The 23,968-nt window shown below is 69.8% G+C and carries 22 protein-coding genes and 2 pseudogenes; 14 read left to right on the top strand and 10 right to left on the bottom strand.

Annotation, left to right across the window (positions count from 1 at the left end; all coding sequences use genetic code 11):
• Positions 1–89: 89 nt before the first annotated feature.
• From NLX86_RS09595 to NLX86_RS09580, 4 genes are all read left to right on the top strand, one after another.
• A complete protein-coding gene (locus NLX86_RS09595) occupies positions 90–950 on the top strand; it encodes a helix-turn-helix transcriptional regulator (protein ID WP_254371174.1) in 861 nt (286 codons plus the stop codon).
• Positions 951–1,187: a DUF397 domain-containing protein gene (locus NLX86_RS09590; protein WP_254371173.1), complete on the top strand. Its 237-nt coding sequence runs from the start codon at positions 951–953 to the stop codon at positions 1,185–1,187.
• A 92-nt stretch (positions 1,188–1,279) separates the two neighbouring features.
• Entirely contained in the window at positions 1,280–2,089 is an 810-nt protein-coding gene (locus NLX86_RS09585) for an SAM-dependent methyltransferase (RefSeq protein ID WP_254371172.1), read from the top strand.
• 55 nt (positions 2,090–2,144) lie between these two features.
• On the top strand, positions 2,145–3,497 hold the full coding sequence (locus tag NLX86_RS09580) for a 6-phospho-beta-glucosidase (RefSeq protein ID WP_254371171.1): 1,353 nt from the start codon (positions 2,145–2,147) through the stop codon (positions 3,495–3,497).
• Positions 3,498–3,535: 38 nt separating this feature from the next.
• On the opposite strand, the pseudogene NLX86_RS34395 reads toward NLX86_RS09580, so the two are convergent.
• Positions 3,536–4,041 (bottom strand): annotated as a pseudogene (locus tag NLX86_RS34395) (NUDIX hydrolase).
• An 89-nt stretch (positions 4,042–4,130) separates the two neighbouring features.
• Here NLX86_RS34395 and NLX86_RS09565 point away from each other — a divergent pair.
• On the top strand, positions 4,131–4,664 hold the full coding sequence (locus tag NLX86_RS09565; protein WP_374213854.1) for an RNA polymerase sigma factor: 534 nt from the start codon (positions 4,131–4,133) through the stop codon (positions 4,662–4,664).
• Between the two features lie 104 nt (positions 4,665–4,768).
• Positions 4,769–6,154 (top strand): alpha/beta fold hydrolase, encoded by a 1,386-nt coding sequence (locus NLX86_RS09560; RefSeq protein ID WP_254371169.1) that lies wholly within the window; start codon positions 4,769–4,771, stop codon positions 6,152–6,154.
• A 41-nt stretch (positions 6,155–6,195) separates the two neighbouring features.
• Here NLX86_RS09560 and NLX86_RS09555 read toward each other — a convergent pair whose 3' ends face one another.
• Positions 6,196–6,723 (bottom strand): RNA polymerase sigma factor, encoded by a 528-nt coding sequence (locus tag NLX86_RS09555; RefSeq protein WP_254371168.1) that lies wholly within the window; start codon positions 6,721–6,723, stop codon positions 6,196–6,198.
• A gap of 128 nt (positions 6,724–6,851) precedes the next feature.
• On the opposite strand from NLX86_RS09555, the gene NLX86_RS09550 reads away from it, so the two are divergent.
• Entirely contained in the window at positions 6,852–8,240 is a 1,389-nt protein-coding gene (locus tag NLX86_RS09550) for an NAD(P)/FAD-dependent oxidoreductase (RefSeq protein ID WP_254371167.1), read from the top strand.
• Between the two features lie 41 nt (positions 8,241–8,281).
• On the opposite strand, the gene NLX86_RS09545 is transcribed toward NLX86_RS09550, so the two are convergent.
• The gene (locus NLX86_RS09545) at positions 8,282–9,346 is read right to left on the bottom strand and encodes an ATP-dependent DNA ligase (protein ID WP_254371166.1); all 1,065 of its coding nucleotides are present in this window, start codon (positions 9,344–9,346) and stop codon (positions 8,282–8,284) included.
• Between the two features lie 87 nt (positions 9,347–9,433).
• Here NLX86_RS09545 and ligD point away from each other — a divergent pair, with 87 nt between their 5' ends.
• Entirely contained in the window at positions 9,434–10,462 is a 1,029-nt protein-coding gene (gene ligD, locus NLX86_RS09540; protein WP_254371165.1) for a non-homologous end-joining DNA ligase, read from the top strand.
• Here ligD and NLX86_RS09535 read toward each other — a convergent pair whose 3' ends face one another.
• A complete protein-coding gene (locus NLX86_RS09535) occupies positions 10,463–12,631 on the bottom strand; it encodes an OmpL47-type beta-barrel domain-containing protein (RefSeq protein ID WP_254371235.1) in 2,169 nt (722 codons plus the stop codon). It lies immediately after the preceding gene.
• Positions 12,632–12,678: 47 nt separating this feature from the next.
• Positions 12,679–15,171, bottom strand: a complete 2,493-nt coding sequence (locus tag NLX86_RS09530; protein WP_254371164.1) for a ThuA domain-containing protein — start codon at positions 15,169–15,171, stop codon at positions 12,679–12,681.
• Between the two features lie 209 nt (positions 15,172–15,380).
• Between NLX86_RS09530 and NLX86_RS09525 the strand changes: the two genes are divergently transcribed.
• The 6 genes and pseudogenes from NLX86_RS09525 to NLX86_RS09500 form a co-directional block, all read left to right on the top strand.
• Complete coding sequence (locus NLX86_RS09525) at positions 15,381–16,355, top strand: multicopper oxidase domain-containing protein (RefSeq protein ID WP_254371163.1); 975 nt, start codon at positions 15,381–15,383, stop codon at positions 16,353–16,355.
• Between the two features lie 66 nt (positions 16,356–16,421).
• The gene (locus tag NLX86_RS09520; protein ID WP_254371162.1) at positions 16,422–17,009 is read left to right on the top strand and encodes a hypothetical protein; all 588 of its coding nucleotides are present in this window, start codon (positions 16,422–16,424) and stop codon (positions 17,007–17,009) included.
• A gap of 88 nt (positions 17,010–17,097) precedes the next feature.
• Positions 17,098–17,664: a DM13 domain-containing protein gene (locus tag NLX86_RS09515; protein ID WP_254371161.1), complete on the top strand. Its 567-nt coding sequence runs from the start codon at positions 17,098–17,100 to the stop codon at positions 17,662–17,664.
• 557 nt (positions 17,665–18,221) lie between these two features.
• The gene (locus NLX86_RS09510) at positions 18,222–19,016 is read left to right on the top strand and encodes a VOC family protein (RefSeq protein WP_254371160.1); all 795 of its coding nucleotides are present in this window, start codon (positions 18,222–18,224) and stop codon (positions 19,014–19,016) included.
• A 58-nt stretch (positions 19,017–19,074) separates the two neighbouring features.
• On the top strand, positions 19,075–19,323 hold the full coding sequence (locus NLX86_RS09505) for a WhiB family transcriptional regulator (protein WP_254371159.1): 249 nt from the start codon (positions 19,075–19,077) through the stop codon (positions 19,321–19,323).
• Between the two features lie 76 nt (positions 19,324–19,399).
• Positions 19,400–19,638 (top strand): annotated as a pseudogene (locus NLX86_RS09500) (choline dehydrogenase); the annotation flags it as partial.
• Positions 19,639–19,925: 287 nt separating this feature from the next.
• On the opposite strand, the gene NLX86_RS09495 reads toward NLX86_RS09500, so the two are convergent.
• The 5 genes from NLX86_RS09495 to NLX86_RS09475 all read right to left on the bottom strand — a co-directional run bounded on the left by NLX86_RS09495 (position 19,926) and on the right by NLX86_RS09475 (position 23,863).
• Positions 19,926–20,543 carry a hypothetical protein gene (locus NLX86_RS09495; protein ID WP_254371158.1) on the bottom strand — a complete coding sequence of 206 codons (618 nt, stop codon included), beginning with the start codon at positions 20,541–20,543 and terminating at the stop codon, positions 19,926–19,928.
• Positions 20,540–21,238 carry a hypothetical protein gene (locus tag NLX86_RS09490; RefSeq protein WP_254371157.1) on the bottom strand — a complete coding sequence of 233 codons (699 nt, stop codon included), beginning with the start codon at positions 21,236–21,238 and terminating at the stop codon, positions 20,540–20,542. Before NLX86_RS09490 ends, NLX86_RS09495 begins: the two co-directional genes overlap by 4 nt.
• The gene (locus tag NLX86_RS09485) at positions 21,217–22,431 is read right to left on the bottom strand and encodes a hypothetical protein (protein WP_254371156.1); all 1,215 of its coding nucleotides are present in this window, start codon (positions 22,429–22,431) and stop codon (positions 21,217–21,219) included. Before NLX86_RS09485 ends, NLX86_RS09490 begins: the two co-directional genes overlap by 22 nt.
• Before the next feature lie 49 nt (positions 22,432–22,480).
• Positions 22,481–22,783: a hypothetical protein gene (locus tag NLX86_RS09480; RefSeq protein ID WP_254371155.1), complete on the bottom strand. Its 303-nt coding sequence runs from the start codon at positions 22,781–22,783 to the stop codon at positions 22,481–22,483.
• Positions 22,784–22,888: 105 nt separating this feature from the next.
• The gene (locus NLX86_RS09475) at positions 22,889–23,863 is read right to left on the bottom strand and encodes an acyl-ACP desaturase (protein WP_254371154.1); all 975 of its coding nucleotides are present in this window, start codon (positions 23,861–23,863) and stop codon (positions 22,889–22,891) included.
• Positions 23,864–23,968 lie beyond the last annotated feature (105 nt).

Genomic DNA, 23,968 nt, shown 5'->3' with positions numbered 1-23,968 from the left:
CAAGGGGCACTCTGGGAAATGCAGAGTGGCGTGTTCTGGGCTACGAGGGCATGGCACACTGCTCGCACCAGCGCCTGGGGAGGTCCGAAGTGAGTGAACCGCGGTCAGCACCGACCGTGGGCCAGGTCGTACTCGGCAAGCGTCTGCAGGATCTGCGCGAGCGAGCCGGCCTGAGACGCGAGGAGGCCGCCAAGGTTCTCCGGGTCGCCCCCGCCACCATCCGCCGGATGGAGACGGCCGAGGTGGCGCTGAAGATCCCGTACGTCCAACTCCTGCTGAAGGCATACGGGATCACCGACGAGGAGGCCGACGCCTTCGTCGAACTGACGGAGGAGGCCATCAAGCCCGGCTGGTGGCAGCGCTTCCACGACATCCTGCCGGACTGGTTCAGCATGTACGTCAGCCTGGAGGGCGCGGCCGCGCTCATCAGGTCCTACGAACCGCACTTCGTGCCGGGCCTGTTGCAGACCGAGAACTACGCCCGCGCGGTCATGCGCACCGGGGCCCTCGGGCAGACGAGCCCCGCCGACATCGAACGCCATGTCGCCCTGCGCATGGAGCGGCAGTCCCTGCTCACCCGTCCCGACGCACCCAAGCTGTGGGTGGTGATGGACGAGACGGTACTGCGCCGGCCCGTCGGTGGGCCGGCTGTGATGGCGGCGCAGCTCGACCGGCTGCTGGCGGCGTCCCGGATGCCCAACGTCACGCTCCAGATCGCGGAGTTCGCGACCGGACACCACCCCGGGACATACGGGCCGTTCGTCCTCTTCCGCTTCGCCGTCCCCGAACTGCCGGACATGGTCTACAGCGAGTACCTGACCGGCGCGGTCTATCTGGACGCGCGCCCCGAGGTGGCCTCCCACCTCGAGGTCATGGACCGCATGGCGGCGCAGGCCGCAACTGCACCACGCACGAAGGAGATTCTCAAGGATCTCCGCAAGGAGCTGTGAATGGATCCCATATACAACGGCATGCCCGCCGCCGACCTGCCGGCCGAGGGCTGGCGCAGGCCGTGGAGCGGTGGCAACGGCGGCAACTGCATCGAGGCCATGAAGCTGGCCGACGGCAGAGTCGCCGTACGCCAGTCCGCCGATCCCGGCGGCCCTGCCCTGATCTACACCGCGGGCGAACTCGCGGCTTTCATCCAGGGAGCGAAGGCCGGAAAGGCCGACTTTCTGCTCACGTAAGCCACCTTGCGCACGCTGTAGTTCCCCCTGTTCCTGTTCCTGATTCCTGTTCGTGTTCCTGTTCACCGAACTTCACCACGATGGAGCCTTCCATGACCGGGCAGAACCCCACGGCCGACCAGATCGACACCAGCAAGCCGCATCCCGCACGCGTGTACGACTGGTTCCTCGGCGGCAAGGACAACTATCCGGTCGACGAGCAGCTCGCCGAGCAGCTCCTCGCCATCGAGCCACGGGGCAAGGACATAGCCCGGGTCAACCGCGCGTTCATGCACCGCGCCACGGCCTGGCTGGCGGAGAACGGGGTGCGCCAGTTCCTCGACATCGGCACCGGCATCCCCACCGAGCCCAACCTGCACCAGATCGCCCAGCGGTCGGTGCCGGACGCGCGCATCGTCTACGCCGACTACGACCCCATCGTGCTGCGCCATGCCGAGGCCCTGCTGCGCAGCACCCCGGAAGGCGTCACCGAGTACATCCAGGCAGACGTGCGTGAGCCGGAGACGATCCTCGACCGCGCCAAGGGTGTCCTCGACTTCAGCAAGCCGGTAGCGCTGTCCCTGATCGCCCTCGCGCACTTCCTGGGCGACGAGGAGGATCCGCGCGGCCTGGTCGGCCGGCTCATGGACGCGCTCGCGCCGGGCAGCTACCTCGTCCTGTCCCATGTCACCGGAGACTTCGACCCGGTGGGCGCCGAGCGGGCCGTCGCCCTGTACCGGCAGGGAGGCGTCACCCTGCGGCTCCGCTCGCAGGCCGAGGTCACCAGCTTCTTCGACGCCTTCGAGCTCGTCGACCCCGGGGTGGTACTGGCCGCCGAGTGGCACCCGGAGATCGGCCCCGACCAGCGCGCCGCGGGCGACGAGACGATCCCGGTCTACGCGGGCGTGGCACGCAAGGCGTAATACGGTCCGGACGTCCTGTGCTCACCCGGGGGCAAGCCCCGTATACGGTGCATCCGTGAAGCTCACCATCCTCGGCGGCGGCGGGTTCCGCGTACCGCTGGTGTACGGGGCCCTCCTCGGCGACCGCGCCGAGGGCCGGGTCACCCACGTCACCCTGCACGACCTGGACGCGGGCCGGCTCACCGCCGTCGCCCGCGTCCTCGCCGAGCAGGCCGCCGACCGGCGCGACGCGCCGCAGGTCACCGTCACCACCGACCTCGACGAGGCGATCCGCGGCGCCGACTTCGTGTTCTCCGCCATCCGCGTCGGCGGGCTCGAAGGCCGCGCCGCCGACGAACGCGTCGCGCTGGCCGAGGGCGTCCTCGGCCAGGAGACGGTCGGCGCGGGCGGAATCGCGTACGGACTGCGGACCGTCCCGGTCGCCGTCGACATCGCCCGGCGCGTCGCCCGCCTCGCGCCCGACGCGTGGGTCATCAACTTCACCAACCCCGCCGGGCTGGTCACCGAGGCCATGTCCCGCCACCTCGGCGACCGGGTCATCGGCATCTGCGACTCGCCCGTCGGCCTCGGCCGGCGGATCGCCCGGCTGCTCGGCGCTGACCCCGACGAGGCATGGATCGACTACGCCGGCCTCAACCACCTCGGCTGGGTCCGCGGGCTGCACATCGCGGGCCGCGACGAACTGCCGCGCCTGCTCGCCGACCCCGGCCTGCTCGGCTCCTTCGAGGAAGGCCGGCTGTTCGGCGCCGAGTGGCTGCGGACCCTCGGCGCCGTCCCCAACGAGTATCTGCACTACTACTACTTCAACCGGGAAGCGGTCCGCGCCCACCAGCAGGCCGCGCAGACCCGCGGCGCGTTCCTCCGCGACCAGCAGGCCCGCTTCTACGCCGAGATGGCGCACCCCGCCACGCCCGCCCTGGCGGCCTGGAACCGTACCCGTGCCGAGCGCGAAGCCACGTACATGGCGGAGAACCGCGCGGCGGCCGGCGCCGGCGAGCGGGAGGCGAGCGACCTGGAGTCGGGCGGCTACGAGCAGGTCGCCCTCGCCCTGATGCGGGCCATCGCCAAGGACGAGCGGACCACCCTCATCCTCAATGTCCGCAACCGCACGACCCTGTCCGTACTGGACACCGACGCCGTCATCGAGGTGCCCTGCCTCGTCGACGCGAACGGCGCCCACCCGGTCTCCGTCGCCCCACTGCCGTACCACGCGGTCGGCCTGGTGACCGCGGTCAAGGCCGTCGAACGCGAGGTGATGGCCGCCGCCGAGAGCGGATCGCGCGCCACCGCGGTCAAGGCGTTCGCCCTGCACCCGCTCGTCGACTCGGTCTCCGTCGCCCGCCGTCTCGTGGACGCGTACACGAACGAGCACCCCGGCCTCGGCTATCTGCGGCCAGCCCGCCCGTAGACGGCGGTGCGGCGTAACGCCGCATGTGGGCGTGTGGGTCAGCCTCCCGGTCGGCTCACCGGCCGGCCCGCCGTCGGATAGCCGTACGCGTCCACCGCCGGCAGCTCCAGCTCCGGCCGCCAGGAGCGCAGGACCGCTGCTGATGGCTCGAACAGCTGACCGGGGACCTGTCCCGGCTCGAACCACTGCCAGCGCGTGATCTTGTGCGGCTCGGTCACCCGGGCGGTCCCGGTCACCCTCTCCGCGAGGGCCGCGGCCGAGACCCGGGTGATACCGCGCGAGCCGTCCAACAGGACGGCGATGATCCGCACGTCACCGGACGAGGTGCGCAGCCCGTCTCCTCCGTCAGCTCGCGCGCGGCGGCCTGCTCGAAGCTCTCGCCGGGGTCGACCTTGCCGCCGGGCAGCTCCCACCGGCCGTCGTGCCCGAGCCCGAGCAGCACCCGGCCGTCCGCGTCGGTGACGATCACACCGACACCGGTGATGCCGTTCGCGGCGGGAAACGCGCGTTCGGGTCGCTCCGCCGCGGCGGCCTGCGCTGACATGTGTCCTCCGATGGGTCCGACGATGTGGTCCGACGATGTGGTCCGACGACGTGGTCCGGGCTGGTCTCAGCGAGGATACGGTCCGGTACGTGCGGGGGTTGGGGGAGGAGGTACGGGTGGACGGGGCCGTCGGCGACGCGGAGGCGCTGGCCCGACTGGTGCGCGCGGCGCAGCGCGGGGACGCCCTCGCCATGGACGAGCTGCTCGGTGTCCTCACGCCGTACGTCCGCAGGATCTGCGGTCCCGTCGCCCGCCAGGACAGCGCCGACGCCGCGCAGGACACCCTGGTCGCCGTGCTCCGCAACCTCCGCCGCCTCCGGGAGCCCGCCGCGCTGCTCGGGTGGGTGCGCGTCATCGCCGTACGGGAGGCGGTGCGGCACGCCGAACGTCGCCCCGTAACCGTCGAGTTGGCGGAACGGCCCGCGCCCGGCGACCCGGAACTCGCGGCCGACATCGACGCCGTTCTGCGCGGGCTTCCCCCCGACCAGCGGGCGGTGCTGACCCTGCGGCACGTCGAAGGACTCAGTGAGCAGGAGGCGGCAGCGGTGCTGGCGGTGCCGGTAGGGACGGTCAGGTCTCGGCTGTTCCGGGCGCGGCGGGCGTTCCGCCGCGCCCGGGAGTAGGGGGAACGGGCCGTGGGAGGAGACCGAGGGAACGTCTGCGCGTCCGGCCGTCTCCTGACCTGTCGACAAGGTGCCCTGAGAGCCTGACAGACCGGGAGTTCACGATGCGGCAGTTGCCCAAGGTGGCCGGAGTCCGCCACCGCATGATCGACGTACGCGGAACACGCCTGCACCTCGCCGAAGCGGGGGAGGGCGAGCCCGTCCTGCTGCTGCACGGTTTCCCGCAGCACTGGTACGCGTGGCGGAAGCTGATCCCGCAGCTGGCCGGGGAGTACCGGCTGATCTGCCTGGACCAGCGCGGCTTCGGCTGGTCCGACGCCCCGGCCCGCGGGTACGGCACGGACCCCCGGGTCGACGACGTACTCGCCCTGCTGGACGCCCTGGGCCTGGAGCGGGTCCGCCTCATCGGGCACGACTGGGGCGCCTGGACCGGCTTCCACCTCTGCCTGCGCGCCCCGCACCGGATCAGCCACTACCTGGCGCTGAACATGATGCACCCGTGGCCCCTGCACCGGCGGCTGCTCCCGCAGGCCTGGCGGTTCTGGTACACCGCCATACTCGAACAGCCGCTGCTCGGCCGCCTGGTACTGGCCCGGCGGCCCTCCGTCACCAGGTGGCTGCTGCACAAGGGGGTGGCGGACCGGTCGGTGTGGGAGCCGGCCGCGGTGGAGGAGTTCGTACGGTCGACGGGCGAGCCGGACCGGGCGCGGGCCGGGGAAGCGCTGCACCGGGCCTTCGCACTGCGTGACATCGCCCGGCTGCTCCTCGGCCGGTACCGGCGGCTGCGCCTGACCACGCCGACGGTACTGCTGGGCGGCGAACGGGACTTCGTGCTGCCGCCCGGAGTGCTGTCCGGGGCCGGGCGGCACGCGGACGCGCTGCGTATCGAGGTGGTCGAGGACTGTGGCCACCTGCTGCACGAGGAACGCCCGGACCTCGTGGCGAGGAGGCCCGGGCGCTCTTCGGCCAGCGCACGCGGCCGGGCGCCGTCACCGCAGCGCGGGTACGGCGCCCAGGCGCCCCCTGAAGATCTAGGCCGGGCTCGCCCAGACCTCCAGGCGGCGCCTCGCCCGGTCGATCATCAAGCGCCCCCGCGCCCGGCCCAGCGGCCGCAGCGCGGCCTGGAGCGGTACGAACGGGCTGCGCCGCAGGCCGCCGAGGACGGCGAACAGGGTGCCGTCGCCGTCCGGGACCGCGGCCATGCCGCCGACCACGTGCGGGCTCTGCATCAGGCACCACCCCGGCCGCAGCACGACGTCGAACATGGCCCGGTGACCCAACGGGCCGTACGCGCAACCCTGTTTGCGGTCCGCCTCGCCGGTTTCGTCCTCCCCTCCCTCAGCCATGTACCGGAACTCCCGTACGGTCGGCAGCAGATGTGGCAGTTCGCCCTCCAGGTCGCTCGCCACCGCCCACACCGCGTCGAAGGGAGCGTCCACGCGCTCCTCGGCATACATGGCCGCCCGGGTCGCGGCGGCCATCACCCGTAGCCGGCGCACCGGGTCAAGTCCGCTCTCGGTCCACTGGGTGCTCATCTGTTCCACGCCTTCCGGAAGTTGCCGCGGGCCCGGTACAGCCGTGACTTCACCGTGCCGCTCGAGATGTCCAGCACCTCGGCCGCCGTCCGCTCGTCCAGTCCCTCGATCTCACGCAGCACCAGGATCGCCCGGTGCTCCGACGACAGCCCGCGCAGCACGTCATGCACCTCGGCGGCCAGTTCCGTGCCGTCAAGAACCGGCCGGTCAGCGAACTCGGCGACCGGTGTCTCCACCGCCCGCCGCCGGGCCACCTTGACCGCCTCGCGCACGGTGATCGTACGGACCCAGCCGTACAGCGCCATCGGGTCGTGCAGCCGCCCGAGACCGCGGAACACCGCGATCAGCGACTCCTGTACGGCGTCGGGCGCGTCCCCGAGGGCGATGGGCCGGCACAGCCTCGTGACGTACGGCGTGAGCAGCCCGATCAGCTCGTCGAGAGCCAGCGCGTCGCCCGCCTGCGCGGCGCGCACCAGTGGCGCCGCCGCCGCCCAGGGGCCGGTATCGGTCTCCGCCCCGGTCATATGCGTACCTCCTTGCATGCGATTCCTCTAGCTAGGGAAGAGACACGAAACGCTCCGGACACTCCCACGGGTTTCGCTCGCGCAGCCGCCGTGAAGTCTCTGGAGAACAACGGTCGAAGGGGGACGGTATGGGGCATTTCCTGGTGATCGGCGGGGGCATCGGCGGATTGGGCGCCGCCCTGCTGGCCGCCCGCCGCGGTCACACGGTCGAGGTGTTCGAGCGGGACGGCCGCGCCCCGGGCGCCGGTCTCGACGCGGACTTCTTCGGCTGGCGGCGGCCCGGCGTGCCGCAGGCGAACCAGCCGCACGCGCTGCTCGGCGCCGCCCGGGCCGTGCTGCGCGCCGAACTGCCCGATGTGTACGCGGACATGCTGCGGCGCGGGGCGCGCGAGCGGCACGAGCTGGACTGGTTCGAGGAGCGCCCGCCTACCCGGCCGGGCGACGAGGACCTCGTCATGATCCAGGCCCGGCGCATCGTGCTGGAGAGCGCGCTCACCGCGGCGCTGCACGCCGAGCCGCGAGTCCTCGTACGGTACGGCGAACCGGTCACCGGGCTGGACGTGCGGCCCGGCGACCCGCCCCGGGTGACCGGGGTGCGTACCGGATCCGAGGTGTACGAAGGCGAGTTGGTGATCGACGCGGCCGGCCGGCGGGGCGGCACCGAGCGCTGGCTCACCGAGGCCGGCTGCCGTCCGCCCGCCGTGGAGCGGCACCGCACCGGGCTCGCGTACTTCTGCCGCTGGTACCGGCTCCCGGACGGCCGGCTCGACGGGCCGGTGCGGCCCTGGGCGGTGACCGGCGGGACATTCGCCGGCTGCGCGGTCTTCCCCGCCGACAACGGGGTCTTCGCGGTGAACCTGTTCGTCCACACCGACGATCCCACGCGCGGCGCGCTGCGCGACCCGGCCGTGTTCGAGGCGGCGGCCCGGACCTTCCCGCCCGGCGCCGCCTGGCTGGACCTCGGCGCGGATGCGCTTTCCGAGGTGCTGGCCACCGCGAGTCTCGACAACCGGTGGAGCGCGCTGTACGACGAGCGGGGCCCCATCGCCACGGGCATCGTCCCCGTCGGCGACGCGATCACCCACACCAACCCCACCATCGGGCAGGGCATGTCGCTCGCCCTGTGGGCCGCGCAGTGGGTCGCCCACCACGGGCACGAGGCCCCCGCGTCGGCTGAGTTCACCGCGGCGTACCACGCCTGGGCGCTGCGTACCCTGAAACCCTGGTTCGACTTCCAGGTCGTCGCCGACGCGGCGATCGGCGACCGTTTCGCCACCCGCACCAGCCGCGCCGGGATCGCCCGCGAGGTGGCCGCCCTCTTCGACTGCGCCCTGGACGACCCCGAGGTGATGCGGGCCCGCGCCCGGGTCCGTCACCTCGCCGCGTCACCCGCGCAGGCGTACGGCGCGGGCGAGGTCCAGGAGCGGGTGGGCGCCTGGCTCGCGGCCCGGCCCGGCTACACGCCGCACGCGGCGGGCCCGGACCGCAGGGAGTGGGAGAAGATCACGGCCTCTTGAAAGATCACGGCCTCTCGAAAGATCACGGCCTCTCGAAAAGCTCACGGCGTCCTGAGCACCTCGTTCAGGTCGTACCGCACCGGTTCCTCCAGCTGGGCGTACGTACAGCTGCCCGGCTCCCGGTCCGGCCGCCAGCGCCGGAACTGCGCGGTGTGCCGGAATCGGTCCCCCTCCATATGGTCGTACGCCACCTCCACCACCCGCTCGGGCCGCAGCGGCACCCACGACAGGTCCTTCTTGCCGGACCAGCGGCTCGGCGCGCCGGGCAGCCGGGCACTCTCGTGGGCGGCTTCCTCCGCCCAGGCGGCCCAGGGGTGGTCTTCCGGCGACTCCATGCGCAGCGGTTCCAGCTCCGCCACCAGCTCCTGCCGCCGCTTCATCGGGAAGGCCGCGCAGACGCCGACGTGCTGCAACCGGCCAGAGTCGTCGTGCAGGCCGAGGAGGAGCGAGCCGAGCACGGGGCCGCTCTTGTGGTAGCGGTATCCGGCGACGACGACGTCCGCGGTCCGCTCGTGCTTGATCTTGTACATGAGCCGGGCGTCCGGCCGGTACGGGAGATCCAGCGGCTTGGCGATCACGCCGTCGAGCCCGGCGCCCTCATACCGCTCGAACCACTCCCGGGCGACCTCGATGTCGGTGGTGGCGGGCGCCAGATGGACCGGCGGGGCGGCCTCGGCCAGCGCGGCGGCCAGCGTGGTGCGCCGCAGCGACAGGGGAGCGTCGAGCAGCGCCTCGTCACCGAGGGCCAGCAGATCGAAGGCGACGAAGCTGGCCGGAGTCTGCTCGGCGAGCATCCGCACCCGGGAGTCCGCGGGGTGGATGCGCTCGGTCAGCCGGTCGAAGTCGAGCCGGCCCTCGTACGCGATGACGATCTCACCGTCGACGACGCACCGGTCGGGCAGATTGGCCCGCAGCGCGACGACCAGCTCGGGAAAGTAGCGGGTGAGTGTCTTGCCGGTCCGGCTGCCGATCTCGACCTCGTCACCGTCGCGGTGGACGATCGCACGGAAGCCGTCCCACTTGGCCTCGTAGTGCATTCCGGGCGGGATGCCGGCCACAGACTTGGCCAGCATCGGTTTCACAGGCGGCATCACCGGCAGATCCATGCCTTGATTCTGCTGCGGAATCGCGCCGGATGCCCGGTATAGGCGCCCGGTATGCGCCATCCGGCAGGTCGGCCTACCGTGGCCGACATGGGAACTGCGGTGGAGCTGGAGGCCGGCGAGCGGACCGTCCGGCTGTCCAATCCGGACAAGGTGTACTTCCCCGAGCGCGGCTTCACCAAGCTGGACGTCGCCCGCTACTACCTCGCGGTGGGCGACGGGATCACCCGCGCCCTGCGCGACCGGCCCACCACCCTGGAGCGCTACCCCGACGGGGTCGACGGCGAGTCCTTCTTCCAGAAGCGCGCCCCCAAGAACCTGCCCGACTGGATCCCCACCGCCCGGATCGCCTTCCCCAGCGGCCGCTTCGCCGACGAGATCTGCCCCACCGAGGTCGCGGCCGTCCTGTGGGCCGCCCAGCTGGGCTGTCTCACCTTCCACCCGTGGCCGGTCCGCCGGGGCCGCGTCGACCACCCGGACGAGCTGCGGCTCGACCTCGACCCCCAGCCGGGCACCGACTACGCCGACGCGGTGGCGGTCGCCCACGAGCTGCGGGCCCTCCTCGACGAGCACGGGCTGCGCGGCTGGCCCAAGACCTCCGGCGGACGCGGGCTGCACGTCTTCGTACCGATCGAGCCGGAGTGGACCTTCACCGACGTCCGCCGGTCGGCGATCGCGGTCGGCCGCGAGCTGGAGCGGCGGATGGAGGGCCGGGTCACCACCAAGTGGTGGAAGGAGGAGCGGGGCGAGAAGATCTTCGTCGACTACAACCAGACCGCCCGCGACCGCACCATCGCCTCCGCCTACTCGGTCCGCCCCAAGCCGCACGCGCCCGTGTCCGCGCCGCTGCTGTGGGACGAGGTGGACGACGCCGAGCCCCGCGACTTCGACCTGGCCACGATGCCCGCCCGGTACGCCGAACTGGGCGACGTACACGCGGACATGGACGACCACCGGTTCCGCCTGGACAGCCTGCTGGAACTGGCCGACCGGCACGAACACGACCACGGCCTCGGCGACATGCCGTACCCGCCGGACTACCCCAAGATGCCGGGGGAGCCCAAGCGGGTACAGCCGAGCCGCGCGAAGAGCCCCGAGGACCCTCCTAAGAGTTCGTGATCACAGCTCCTTGATGCGAATGTTGCGGTACGAGATCACATCCGTGGTGCCGTGGACCTGGAGCCCGATGTAGCCGGAGGCGAAGCGCCGGCCGTCGGTGCCCGGGTCGTCGGCGCGCGCCGGAACGAAGTCCTGGCCGCCGGCGTTGTCGAACTCGTTGATCAGGACACCGTTGCGGAAGACCGAGTAGTGCTGGCCCACCACCCGGATCTCGTAGTCGTTCCAGGTGCCCTTGGGCGTGACCCCCGCGCCGCCGAGTCCCACCCGGTCGAAGCCGTAGACCGAGCCGGTCTTGTACATGTCGCCGTCCGGCCGGTCGAGCACCTGCACCTCGTGGCCGTACTTGATGGCGACCCACTCCGGGCGCGCCTCCTCCGGGTGGTCGTGGACCTGCGGGAACCGGACGAACACACCGCTGTTGGCGTGGCCCGAGCCCGGCGCGTCGTCGCGCCACTGGAGCTTCAGCGAGAAGTCCTCGTACTTCCGCTCCGGGAACCACAGCATGCCGAGGCCGCCCTTGGTGGTGCCGCTGGTCATCGAGCCGTCGGCGTTCAGACCGAACGAACCGCCGCCCACATGGCGCCACCTGTCGAACGACTTCTGAGTACCGTCGAACACGTCGCGGTAGCCGCCCGTCTGGCCGGGCTTGCCGATGCCGGACTGCTTGGCCGCCCGGTAGATCTTCCTGTGCTCGCGCTGGTCGATCACCGCGTCCGAGAGCAGCTTGTCGATGACCTTGTCGACGTGCTTGAGGAAGAGGGCGTGGGAGGTCCACTCCTTCTCGTCCTCGATCAGCTCGTTGATCGTGCAGCGGTTACGGGTGATGCGGTTGGGTACCCCGGTGTCGACTGTGCCGACGATGACCGTCAACCGCTCGTCCCACTCGGGGCAGTTGGGCGCCGGAACGCCACCGCCCTCCGCGACCGTGAACGCCGTCTGCCCGGCCACCGAGGTGTTGCCCGCCTTGTCGGTCGCCCGGTGGGCGAACGTGTGCCGCCCGACGCGGTCGACGAGGACGGGCGTAGTGTACACGAGATACGGGCCGCCGTCCAGCGAGTATTCGACCTTGTCCACGCCCGAACCGGTGTCGGACGCGGTGACCGTCACCTTGGCGCTGGTGATGTACGCGCCGTCGGAGTTGGTCTCCCCGCTGACCGCCGCCGAGCTGACGGGCGGCGTCCTGTCCTCGGCCGGCGGGGCCACGACGGTGAAGTCGACCGCCTTCTCGGGCGCCGCGTTGCCCGCCTTGTCGGTGGCCCGGTAGCGGACATGATGCGTCCCCACCTCGTGGACCATCACCGGACCGCTGTAAGGCTGCCAGGCGCCCGAACCGAGCGCGTACTCGATGGTGTTGACGCCGGACCCGGTGTCGGAGGCGGTCACGGTGACCGTCGCCATGTCCAGGTACTGGCCCTGCTCGTTCTTCTCCCCGCTGACGGTCGCGGAGGTCTCCGGCGGCGTCTTGTCATCCGTCGGCGGAGCCACCACGCCGAAGTCGACGGCCTTCTCGGCGGCCGCGTTCCCGGCCTTGTCGGCGGCCCGGTAGCGGATCTTGTGGGTGCCGACCTCATGGACCATGACGGGCGCGGTGTACGGCTGCCAGGCGCCGTCCGTGCCGACGGCGTACTCCACCTTGTCCACGCCCGAGCCGGCGTCGGTGGCCGACACGGTCACCGTCGCGTAGCCGATGTACGCGCCGTCGGGGTTCTTCTCGCCCTCCACCCTCGCGGAGGTCTCGGGCGCCGTGGTGTCCTCGCCGCCGCCCTCGGTGACGGTGAGGATGCCCTGCATCTGGCCGTGGCCGGGGATCGTGCAGTGGTAGAGGTACCGGCCGGGGGTCAGGGTGACCTCGGCGGTGTGCTTGCCGCCCTGGTCGTCGTTGGGGTTGGCGAGGATGTTCAGCCGGACGTCGTTGTTGTACTCGGGGTCGGAGACGTCGAAGGTCAAGGTGTGCGGCATGCCGGTGGTGTTGCCGGTCGCCTTGCTGTTCTCGAAGACGATCGTCGCCTTGCCGGCCACGGCCGTCGTGGGGAACGACAGATAGCGGTCGATGGGGTCGCCCGCGGTCCAGGTGAGCATCTGGTCGGCGGCCTGGTCGGCGACCTGCTCCGTAGCCGCCGGTTCGTCCGTACGGCCGTACGCCGCGGGCGAGTCCAGCCCGAGCGCCATCAGCAGAGCGGCCAGCAGGGCCGTCCAGAGGCGTGGGTTACGCTGTCTCACTGCTCCGCCTTCCTCGCGAGATCGGCGGCGGCCGGTGTCGCCTCGCCGCCCTTGTACGTGACCCGCCACAGTGCCGACTTGGAGTCCGAGGTGAAGAAGCCGCGCCCGTAGTCGAGGACATAGAGCGAGCCGTCCGGGGCGAACTTCCAGTCCATGAGGTTGCGGATGCCGTTCGCGCCGACCGGGACGATCTTCTTCAGGCTTTCGGCGTGCACCGGCAGCCCGCCCTTGCCGACGGTCTTCGGATCGGTCAGCACGGCGTGCCGAGGCTGGTCGCCGTCGTAGAAGTCACCGACGAACCACTTGCCGTCCCAGTACGCCGGCCACTTGTCCTTCGGCTCGCTCGCCGCGTCGAAGCGGTAGACCGGGCCGTTCATCGTGGCCTGGCCGCCGCCCTTCAGCCACGGCAGCAGCAGCTTCTGCTCCGCGATCTTGTAGCTCGGGATGCCGGCCGCGTCGCGCGGGAAGTCCGGGGCGCCGCCCTGCGGGGCGTACCAGATGGTGTTGGAGGTGACGGGCGGCAGGTTCACCAGGCCGTCGTTGTTCGGCGACTCGTTCTTCGGCCTGGCGCAGTCGTACCAGCCCAGCGGCTTGCTCGGATCCGGCAGATTGCGGTCCCGGTACGGCTGGTTGTTGCCCATGCAGTACGGCCAGCCGTGGTTGCCCGGCTTGGTGATCGCCGCGAAGGTGTCGTACTTGGCCGGGCCCCAGGTGGTGCTGGGCGCGCCCGCGTCCGGGCCGACCCACCCCGCGTACAGGATGCCGGTCCGCTGGTCGACGGAGATCCGGGCCGGGTTGCGTACGCCCATGACATAGATCTCGCCGCGCGTCTTGCCGCCGCCCTCGTCCGGCTCTTTGCCGGTGAAGAGGTTGCCCTCGGGGAGGGTGTAGGTGCCGTCCGGCTCCGGGTGGATGCGCAGGATCTTGCCGTTGAGGTTGTTGGTGTTGCCGGAGGTGCGGCGGGCGTCGGCGAAGGACACGCCCTTGAAGTTCGGCTCCGGGTTGTTGCCCGAGTAACCCTCGCTGAACCGGGACGAGTTGTTGTCGCCGGTCGCGATGTAGAGGTTGCCCTTGGAGTCCCACGCCATTCCGCCGCCCGCGTGGCAGCAGCTGTGGATCTGCACCGGCCAGTTCAGCAGGACCTTCTCCGAGGCGAGGTCGAGCTTGTTGGTCTCGTGGTTCAGGGTGAAGCGGGAGACCCGGCGCGCGGCCATCCGCGTATCGCGGTTGATCTTCGCGTGCGGTGTGTAGTGCAGATACACCCAGCCGTTGGTCCGGAAGGCGGGGTCGAGCTCGATGCCGAGCAATCCCTCCTCGTTCTTGACCAGTTCGTCGCCACCACCCTTGTTGCCGAAGACGGTGAGCGCACCGGCGAGGGTGACCTTCTTCGTCTTCGGGTCGTAGACGTGGATCTGGCCCTGTCCCTTGCCGATGTCGGGGTTGTTCCAGTCCGTGACGACGGGCGCGCTGTTGTCACCGCCGCCGCGGCCGATGTAGAGCACCCGGCCGTCCGGGGCGGTCACCAGCCCGTGCGGCTCGCCGATCTGGTCCGACTGGCCGGGCTGGTTGGGCTGGGTGACGCGCTCGGCGGTGTAGTGGGCGTTGATGGTGGCCTTGCAGTCGGCGCGTACGAGACGGGTCGTCCAGAGCAGCGCGCCGCGCAGATGGTCGCGGAAGTCGGCCTCGGTGTACGAGTCGGCCGTGCCGCCCATGGCCGTGTAGAAGGAGCGGCCGCCGTCGTAGTCGCGGCACCAGGAGACGGGGTGGTCCCAGCCGTTGGCGCTCGTGCCGGGCTGGTACGTGCTCTCGCGGACCCGCGCGACGGTGTGGACGTCACCGGACGGATTCTGCGCCCAGTTCAGCCACTTGTCCGGCCGCTTCCACTGCAGCGGCAAGCCCTTGGTGGCGGGATGCGTACGGTCGCCGGCCTCCACGGTCGCGCGCTGTACGTTCGCGGGGCTCCCGGCCGCGGGCCGGGCGCCGACCAGGCCGGTGAACCAGCTCGAGTACGGCTCCGTACGTGCCGCGTCGTGTACGCCGAGGAAGCCGCCGCCGACTTCCATGTACGCCTCCAGGCCCGCCTCCTGCTCCGGGTCGAGGACGTCGCCGCCGCCGGTCAGGAAGACGACGGCGTTGAACTTGCCCAGCCTGGGCTTGGTGAAGACGGAGGCGTCGTCGGTGGCTTCGACCCGGAAGCGCTGGGCCGCGGGCCCGGACGCGCCGATCTTCTCGATGGCCTCGATGCCGGCGTTGACGGCCGGCGACTCCGGGGTCGCCGAGGCGTGGAAGACGAGGACCCGTACATTCGCGCCACCGGGAGGTGACGGCAAGGACAACGTTGTCGAGACGGTCGACGGTGCTGCCGGCTCCGGATAGGGTCTGGCGGTCGCCTCGGTACCACCGAGCAGGGAGGCGGCGAGGGCTCCGGCCGCCACGGCGGCCGCCGCTGCTCGCCGCGATCTGGACCGGTGATGCGGTGTGCACTGCATGTGTTCACCCACCCAACTTTGGTCACTGCAACAGCCGATGAAGGTAGACCTCTTTGGCCGACTCGCCAATAGGTATGGCCGCGATCCAACCAACTTTGTCCATGGTGTGGATAAACGAAGATCCCCCGGCTACCGTGTGGGCCGTCCCAGGGGTCTCGTGCGCCTCTCGCGTGCCCCGTCAATCTCCGTACAGCAGTAAGGAGTTCAGCGTGGACCGACGGAGCTTCAACCGGCGTCTCCTGGCGGGCGTCGCGGTCGCGGCGACCGGAGTGACATCGTTGTCGCTCGCCACCCCCGCGGCCAACTCGGCGGAGGGCGCGCCCAAGACGGCACCGGCCGGCGGGCAGGTCCGCCATATGAAGCTGTACGCCGAGAAGTTGGCGGACGGGCAGTTGGGCTACGGGCTCGAGAAGGGCAAGGCGACCATCCCCGGCCCGCCGATCGAGCTGATCGAGGGCGACACCCTGCACATCGAGTTCGTGAACACCATGGACGTCCCCGTCAGCCTGCATGTCCACGGCGTCGACCACGACATCGCGAGCGACGGGACCAAGCTCAGCAAGAGCCATGTGGAGCCGGGCGGCACGCGTACGTACACCTGGCGCACCCACGCACCGGGCAAGCGCAAGGACGGCACCTGGCGTGCGGGCAGCGCAGGTTACTGGCACTACCACGACCATGTCGTCGGTACGGACCACGGCACCGGGGGCATCCGCAAGGGCCTCTACGGGCCGCTGGTGGTGCGCAGGAAGGGTGACATCCTGCCGGACAAGCAGTTCACGATCGTCTTCAACGACATGACCATCAACAACAAACCCGGCGATCAGAGCCCCGACTTCAAGGCGACCGTGGGTGACCGGGTGGAGATCGTCATGATCACGCACGGCGAGTTCTACCACACGTTCCATATGCACGGTCATCGCTGGGCGGACAACAGAACCGGACTGCTGGAGGGCCCCGCCGACCCCAGCAGGATCGTCGACACCAAGATCACCGGCCCGGCGGACTCCTTCGGCTTCCAGATCATCGCGGGGGAACACGTCGGGGCGGGAGCCTGGATGTACCACTGCCATGTGCAGAGCCACTCCGACATGGGCATGGCCGGGCTCTTCCTGGTCGCCAAACCGGACGGCACGATCCCGGGCTACGAGCCGCACCATCCGCAGGGGCACGCGGCGCACTGAGCGTCGCACGGATTGACGTACATTGGCTCGTCGTATGAATGTGCGGGTATGCGGCAGGATGAGCACATGCCCCGCCCCCTTCGCCTCCTCCCGGCCCTGCTGCTGCCGCTCGTGCTCACGGCCTGTGGCACAGAGCCGTCTTCGGTCGACCGCACGGAACTTGAGGCCCGAGCGGAGGCCAAGCAGTCTGCGATCGAGCTGATCCATGTGACCGAGGTGCCAGGATACGAAGTGGCGAAGATGTCGGTCGGAGTCATCGGCCATGACGGCTTCCAGGCCACCTACACCTCCAAGACCGGCGAAATGATCACGCTCTCGGTCGACCGTGGGAAGCTGGACGGGAAGAGCTGTTCCGGGTGTGAGCGGGACGGCGAAAACTGGTACCGCACGTCGGCAGGCACCCACGAGTACGCGCGCAGCGAGGGTGCCGCCACGGACGCACACGTGGTACGGCTCAGCGCGGACAGCACGCGCGTGGACCGCGAAACCCTGCGCCGCGCCGCGGAGTCGGCGCACGTGGCGGACGACGAGGAGCTGGACGCCGTGCTCCCCGACAGCGCTGGTACGGACCCGGGCGGACAGCCGGTCGAGCGTGGTGATCTGCCGCCGGTGGGCGACGGGGCGCCGAACAACGAGGTGGGCGCAAGCGGCTGACCCCCGTTCGGGCCGGGAGGGATTACCGGAGTCTTACGAGACGGCGCCCAGGGATGAGCGGGGCCGCCGGCCAGTGTTGACTGGGGGCATGAAGCTCTTCACCCGCCGCACACTGGTTCCGGCCTTCCTGGTGCTGGCTGTCCTCGCCGCCTTCGCGCTCTACCTCTTCCAGCCCTGGAAGTTGTTCACCAACACGACCGTCGACGAGTCGCTGCCCACCGCGGCGCCGTCGGCGTCGGCCCCCGAGCAGCCGGGGGCAGCCGCCGAGTCGCCGGAGGCGGCCCCCGAGTCGCCTGCCGCCGGGCCGCAGGAGCTCGCGCGGGGCAGCTTCGTCTCGCACGAGCACTCCACCAGCGGCACGGCCAAGACCGTCCGCCTCGCCGACGGCGGGCAGGTGCTGCGGTTCGAGGACCTGAAGACCGACGAGGGCCCCGATGTCCGCGTCTACCTCTCCAAGCGTTCGGCGCAGGACGTGGAGGCCGGACTCGGTGACGGCGCGGTCCAACTGGCCGGCCTCAAGGGCAACCTGGGCAACCAGAACTACGTCGTGCCGGCCGGCACCGATCTGTCCGGCTTCAAGAGCGCGGTGATCTGGTGCAAGCGCTTCTCGGTCTCCTTCGGCGCGGCGGATCTGGTCGCGGTACGGGGAGTGTGAGCCGGGGCGCACGAGCCGGGGCGGAGGAGCCGCCGGGGCCCTCGCGGAACGTACTCCGCGAGGGCCTTTCTCGCGCGGAGAGGATTATCGTGCGGACAGGTCCAGGACGCCCCAGGCCCCGTCCTGCTCGTCCTGTACGTACATACGCGGCCCACGGGCAAACCATCCGCCGTCGGCCGAGAGCGGTGCCGTCCGCGCGCACGAGCGTGCCGTACGACTCCGGCTCGACGGCGCTCCCGGTGAGCGGCGGGATCGGCGAGCAGCCAGTGTGCGCGGCCGTATGCGTCGACGGTGCTGGTGAGGGTCTGCAGCCCGCGACGCGGGCCGGGGAGACGGGGATACGGGGCCAGGGGCGTGGCGGTCGCAGTGCCCCAGGCGCCGGCCGCCGCACCATCGGGGGGCTTACGCGGCATGGGCCGTTCTGGTCGTCATGCGCCCGATCCCTGTACGACCCGGGGGCGTCGGAGCAAGGCATTTCGCGCCTGCCGCGAATTGTCAGTGGCCGGTGCAAGACTCGGGACAACAGGACACACGGGAACCATCGAAGGAGCGAAATCATGCTCACCACCCGTTACGTCACGGGCGCCCCCAACTGGATCGATTTCGGTACACCCGACATCGAGGGTGCCAGTACCTTCTACGGCGGCCTCTTCGGCTGGCAATTCCTGTCGGCAGGGCCGGAAGCAGGCGGCTACGGCATGTTCCGGCTCGGCGAGAAGACCGTCGCGGGCTGCATGGCCCTCCCCGAGGAGCAGGGAGATTCCGCCTGGTCGGTGTACTTCCAGAGCCCGGACGCCGACGCGACCGCGAAGTCGGTCGAGCAGGGCGGCGGATCGGTCCTGTCCGAGCCGATGGATGTCTTCGACCTGGGCCGGATGGCCGTGTTCTCCGACCCCGCGGGAGCCTCGTTCGCGACCTGGCAGCCCAGGCAGAACAAGGGCCTCGACGCGGTCACCGACGAGAACACGCTGTGCTGGGCCGAGCTGTACACCGCCGAACCGGCCGCAGCAGTTGCCTTCTACGGCAGCGTGTTCGGCTGGGAATCCTCCGAGATGCCCTTCGCGGGCGGTTCATACGCCATGGTCAAGCCCTCGGGGGGCGGCGATGACGCCGCCTTCGGCGGCATTGTGCCGCTCGCCTCGGAGCCCACAGAGGCGCAGACCGGGGCGTACTGGCTGCCGTACTTCGAGGTGGCCGACTGCGACGCGGCGGTTGCCAAGGCCCAGGAACTGGGTGGCAAGGTGCGGATGGCGCCCATGGACATGGAGGGCGTGGGCCGCTTCGCCAAGCTCGCGGACCCGTACGGCGCGCGCTTCGCGGTAATCAAGAGCGCCTACCCCGAGACGGCATGAGAGGCACGTTGATCGTTCGTTGACCGGACGTTCATCCCGACCCGGCACCGTCGCCTGCATGCCGATCAACACCATCGCCGACGATTGCGCACTCGCCTGGCAGGAGCAGGCGCTGTGCGCACAGACCGGGCCCGAGTTCTTCTACCCCGAGCCGGGCAGCTCCACGCGGGAAGCCAAGCAGCTGTGCGCGGCCTGCGAGGGCAGAGCCGCGTGCCTGGAGTACGCGCTCGCCAACGACGAGCGGTTCGGAGTCTGGGGCGGGCTCTCCGAGCAGGAGCGACTCCGCCTGAGGCGCCCGCCTCGCTGACCGATGGCCCCCTGGCAGCGGATGCGGTGCGCGGTCATGCTGTACCCCGCACCGACAACAACCAACCAGGTGGGCCATGTTGAGCCGTGCAGGTGCGGTCTACGACTACGTGATCGTGGGAGCCGGCTCGGTCGGCTGCGTGCTGGCCGCGCGCTCTCAGAGGATCCCTCGGTGCGCGTCGCGCTCGTCGAGTCGGGCGGTCGTGACCGTAAGCCGGAGGTGCGAATTCTGGCGGCCTTTCCGAAGCTCTTCAAGACGACGCCCGACTGGAACTTCACCACATCCAAGCAACCGGGGCTGGGCGGGCGGGAGTTGTAGTGGCCTCGTGGCCGTACGCTCGGTGGCAGCTCGTCGCTGAACTCCATGGCGCGTTCTCAGCTCGCAGGCGCCGAACCTGAGCGCGCCATTTGTCTCGAAGAGCACTTCCCAGCGTACCGCGCCAGGAGCGAAGCGGGCGGCAGCCCGCTGGCGACCCTCCTGCAGCTGCTTCCGCTTCCTCTGTCCCGGCACGGGCCCAGCATCGCGGCGCACCATCACCTCAGCAATGTCATTGCCCGTTCACCCGACCTCGGCGAAATACTGATCATTTGTCACGACAGACCCTAGTACGAGAGTCTGCGGTACTTCCCGTTCCTCGCAAGGCCGGCCTTCTCGGTCAGGGCGCCCGAGTCCGTACCAAGCAGCGAGAGAGCCGTGTTGCGCGGATACCGGATTACCCGGACCGGATAGTGGCCGCCGACGGGCGAGACTACCCCGCCGCACTCCAAGTCACCGGCAAACCAGATGGTGTCGGGATGGCCCTTGGCGTGCCGCAGTACATTGCAGCGAAACGGGATTGGCTGCAAACGGACTTCCCGACCTTGGTCGCTTCGCAGCGCGATGTGCAGTTCATGCCCTTCCCCCAGAGGCTCAAGAAGCGTGCAAGTGAACGCGCGCCACGGGTAATGCCGGAGGATACGCCGGGAACGCGTGGTGGATGCCAGCCCGATGGCCGCAAGCGGCGCAACTGTCACCGCGAGAACCCCAGTCACGGCGGCAATCGAGATCAGCCAGTCCGAAGCCGGGTAACGCAACGCTGCGACAAGCGCACTCACGGGAACGCAGATCACGGCCAGTAATTCCAGCTGGCGTCGCCGAACGAGTCGTCGGTGTCCCATCAGCGTTGGTGGATGATCGAGGGCTGCTGCAACTACCGGAACCGGTGTCGGCTGTGAGTTCATGGAAGCAACTCCAGAATACGAGAAGTGCCCGCCTGAGCCGAGGTGGCAGGGGTATTGGGATCGGTGAAGGAGATGGTCTGGCCAATGCTCTCGAGGATGGCTGTGTACGCATCGCTATGCTCGACAGAGGGGCTTGTTAGGTCCGCGACGGCGATGTATGCACCGCTGGGATAGGAGACGGCTAGCCGAGCCTGGAAAACGCTGACTTTCGAAGGAGTCTCCAACACTCCCGTCACCAACGCCGCGGGGAGGCTGCATGCCAACTCCAGGACAGCATGGCTGCGGGTGCCCCACATCGGCGATTGCGCGAGGGAGCTTGCAACCCTTGCCACGGCCAGATTTGGATCGCGTGTCACAGTCGAGAGCGCGGAAAGGGTGAAGAACGAGACGGTGGCACGGTTCGATCCCTCCCGGTGCAGTCCGAAGGCTGAATGAACGCCGCCGTGATGGTGGAAGTCACGTACTAAGTCCATCAGGAGCCCTGCTTCGTTCAACGCCTCGTCAACCGAGAGTGCGGCGTTACCAGGCGGGCCAACGACTGTCGTGAGGGCTTCCTCAAGCTCGTCCCTGCCGACTGGCTTGATGTCGTGGTAGCCCGGCGGAAGTCGGAACCAAATCGCCGGGCAGGACTCGTCTGTCTGGGGGAGAATGAGAGATCGCCTCGCATCTGTTGCTACGGATTCAAGGATGTCCACGCGTGCACGACCTTGGCAGCGTTGTTCGGGAGGTCATCGACGGCGGTACGTGTGCCATCAACCGCGGTTGTTGTGGCTTCGTATTCCTCGTCGTTGCTGAGTGGAGTGAGATCACCGAGGGATGTCACTACTCCGGCGGACGGCAATCCGTAGTCAACGGCGGTTCTCGCTGCCGGGTTTGCGCTGCGCAACGCCCACTCGGTTAGTGGGTTCTGTACTTCCTTCATCTCTCGCATCACCGTTGCTGAGGTGCTGCTGAAGCCGTGTATCCCGGCGCGCGCCACGCCGAGAACGCTGGTGTCTGCGATGGCGGACGCGGCTTGAGCAGCCGTAGTTGCTCCGCGTGCCCCGTGCGTGACGGCGGCGATGCCTGGCACAAATCCCAGCAGGTCACTGGCCAACGTGACTGTGCTGTCCCAGAAATCGGCGTCGAACTTGCGGTCCGTGATGGCTTCGCTCAGCGACTCTTGAATCTTGGGATCTTGTGCATGGAGTGCGAATGCGCCCAGGCTGGCCCCGGCCGCTACGAAGAGCAGAATGGGTACGGAAACGGGCCCAGTGGCCAACAAGGCCAGCAACCCGGCGGTGGCGGCGATGGCGGACAGAACGTCGCCGAGGTTCTCGTCCAGCCATTCTGTCGCCTTGCTCAAGAGACCCGGCTCCCGCGGCGCCAGCCGATCCGTCGCCTCGTTCAGGGCCTTCGCGATGCGCGACGCCTCCGACCGGTGCGTCTCCTCCAGCTCGCGGGCGAGCTTTCGGACCGACTCCAGCGCCGCCCTCGCCTTCGTGACCGACGCCGCCGCCGCGTCCAGGGTCCCGGCTGCCGTCTCCGCGGCGGACGCGTCCGGGGCCGCCAGGTCCGGGTCGGTGCGGGCCGTGGCGTGGGTGGATTCTGCCGTTGCCACCGCCGCCTGGTGTTCCTTCGCCTGCGCGTCGTACTTTCGCGCCAGCGCCTGGTAGCTCACCAGATCCTCGTGCCACGCGCGCAGCTGCTTCGCCGCCTTTGACACCGAGCGGTGCGCGTTCTTCAGGTAGCGCGGCAGGTCGCCGTCGATCGCCTCGCGGAACGCGTCCGCCGCCTCGCCCTGCCAGTACGCGCTCTCGCCCAGCAGCCGGTCGATGAGCCGGTGCGCGGTGCCCAGCGAGGTGGCCGACGCGCTGAGCCTGGTGTGCAGGGCGCTGATCTCCGTCACGCTGCCCGGCGCCGGGTTCCAGCCCAGGTGCGGGTAGGGCAGCGAAGGATCAGCCATCGGTGCCGGCCTTCCGGAACGCGTCCCGGATCGCGTGCTCGACCTGCGCGTAGCCCTCGTGGCTGAGCTTGATGCCGTCGTGGACCGTCTTCACCCGGTCGCCGAGCTGCTCCGCCCCGTACTTCCATCTCCGCTGGAAGCCGTCGCACGCCTCGTCGAGTTCCGGGGTGCCGATCTGGTCCGACCGTACGTGTTCCAGTGCGCGGCGCGCCTCGCGCAGCGAGGTGAGGGACTCCTCCAGCGCACGCGAGAATCGGCCCAGCTGATCAATGGGCACCCGAAGATCGAGGTTCATGGCCGATCACCCTGGCAGATCATCGACCAAGGTGGATAAATGCTGTCACCCGGGTGGGTGGCGGGCGTCAGTACCACTGACGCCCGCCACCCACCCGGGTGAGGATCAGGCGCCCGCGCGGGCCGCCTTGCGGGCCTGGCGGGCCGCGAGGCGCTCGTCGAACTTCCGCGCCTCCGCGTCAAGCCCGCCCATGAACAGGCCGAGCTCCTCCTGCGCCTTGATGCCCTCCGGGCCGAGCCCGTCGATCTCCAGGACCTTCAGGAAGCGCAGCACCGGCTGCAGGACGTCGTCGTGGTGGATCCGCATGTTGTAGATCCCGCCGATCGCCATCTGGGCGGCGGCGCGCTCGAAGCCGGGCATGCCGTGTCCCGGCATCCGGAAGTTGACGACCACGTCACGCACGGCCTGCATGGTGAGGTCGGGGGCGATCTCGAAGGCCGCACCCAGCAGGTTGCGGTAGAAGACCATGTGCAGGTTCTCGTCGGTCGCGATCCGCGCCAGCATCCGGTCGCAGACCGGGTCACCCGACTGGTGGCCGGTGTTGCGGTGCGAGATACGGGTGGCGAGCTCCTGGAAGGCGACGTACGCCACGGAGTGCAGCATCGAGTGGCGGTTGTCCGACTCGAAGCCCTCCGACATGTGCGCCATACGGAACTGCTCGAGCTTGTCCGGGTCCACGGCGCGCGAGGCGAGCAGGTAGTCGCGCATTACGATGCCGTGCCGGCCTTCCTCGGCGGTCCAGCGGTGCACCCAGGTGCCCCACGCGCCGTCTCGGCCGAAGAGGGAGGCGATCTCGTGGTGGTAGCTGGGGAGGTTGTCCTCGGTGAGCAGGTTCACGACCAGCGCGACCTTGCCGATGTCCGTGACCTTGGACTGGCCGGGCTCCCAGGCCTCGCCGTCCTCGAAGAAGCCGGGGAAGTTACGGCCGTCCGTCCACGGCACGTACTCGTGCGGCATCCAGTCCTTGGTGACCTTCAGGTGGCGGTTGAGCTCCTTCTCCACCACCTCTTCCAGCGCGAACAGCAGTCGGGCGTCGGTCCACGCCTCCGAGCTGCCGAGGTGGGAGGAGGTGATCGTCACGGGTACTCCAGGGGGGGGACGGGGAATTACTTACGGCTTCGTAGGTTACGAGACCGTAGGTTAAGCCCCCCGTAAGGCGGATCCAAGCCCTCCGGTCTATATGTC

The organism is Streptomyces sp. A3M-1-3 (assembly GCF_024213665.1).
In the GTDB taxonomy this organism is placed as follows: domain Bacteria; phylum Actinomycetota; class Actinomycetes; order Streptomycetales; family Streptomycetaceae; genus Streptomyces.
The sequence above is the reverse complement of the archived record's forward strand: the minus strand, read 5'-3'. Positions and strand labels throughout refer to the sequence as shown.

Coding starts and splice junctions, on each gene's coding strand:
- NLX86_RS09590 (WP_254371173.1), top strand. CDS start 951: ATGGATCCCATATACAACGGCATGCCCGCCGCCGACCTGCCGGCCGAG.
- NLX86_RS09495 (WP_254371158.1), bottom strand. CDS start 20,543: ATGAACTCACAGCCGACACCGGTTCCGGTAGTTGCAGCAGCCCTCGAT.
- NLX86_RS09505 (WP_254371159.1), top strand. CDS start 19,075: ATGCCGATCAACACCATCGCCGACGATTGCGCACTCGCCTGGCAGGAG.
- NLX86_RS09510 (WP_254371160.1), top strand. CDS start 18,222: ATGCTCACCACCCGTTACGTCACGGGCGCCCCCAACTGGATCGATTTC.
- NLX86_RS09555 (WP_254371168.1), bottom strand. CDS start 6,723: ATGACCGGGGCGGAGACCGATACCGGCCCCTGGGCGGCGGCGGCGCCA.
- NLX86_RS09560 (WP_254371169.1), top strand. CDS start 4,769: ATGCGGCAGTTGCCCAAGGTGGCCGGAGTCCGCCACCGCATGATCGAC.
- NLX86_RS09550 (WP_254371167.1), top strand. CDS start 6,852: ATGGGGCATTTCCTGGTGATCGGCGGGGGCATCGGCGGATTGGGCGCC.
- NLX86_RS09545 (WP_254371166.1), bottom strand. CDS start 9,346: ATGGATCTGCCGGTGATGCCGCCTGTGAAACCGATGCTGGCCAAGTCT.
- NLX86_RS09480 (WP_254371155.1), bottom strand. CDS start 22,783: ATGAACCTCGATCTTCGGGTGCCCATTGATCAGCTGGGCCGATTCTCG.
- ligD (WP_254371165.1), top strand. CDS start 9,434: ATGGGAACTGCGGTGGAGCTGGAGGCCGGCGAGCGGACCGTCCGGCTG.
- NLX86_RS09585 (WP_254371172.1), top strand. CDS start 1,280: ATGACCGGGCAGAACCCCACGGCCGACCAGATCGACACCAGCAAGCCG.
- NLX86_RS09535 (WP_254371235.1), bottom strand. CDS start 12,631: ATGGCGCTCGGGCTGGACTCGCCCGCGGCGTACGGCCGTACGGACGAA.
- NLX86_RS09530 (WP_254371164.1), bottom strand. CDS start 15,171: ATGCAGTGCACACCGCATCACCGGTCCAGATCGCGGCGAGCAGCGGCG.
- NLX86_RS09515 (WP_254371161.1), top strand. CDS start 17,098: ATGAAGCTCTTCACCCGCCGCACACTGGTTCCGGCCTTCCTGGTGCTG.
- NLX86_RS09520 (WP_254371162.1), top strand. CDS start 16,422: ATGCCCCGCCCCCTTCGCCTCCTCCCGGCCCTGCTGCTGCCGCTCGTG.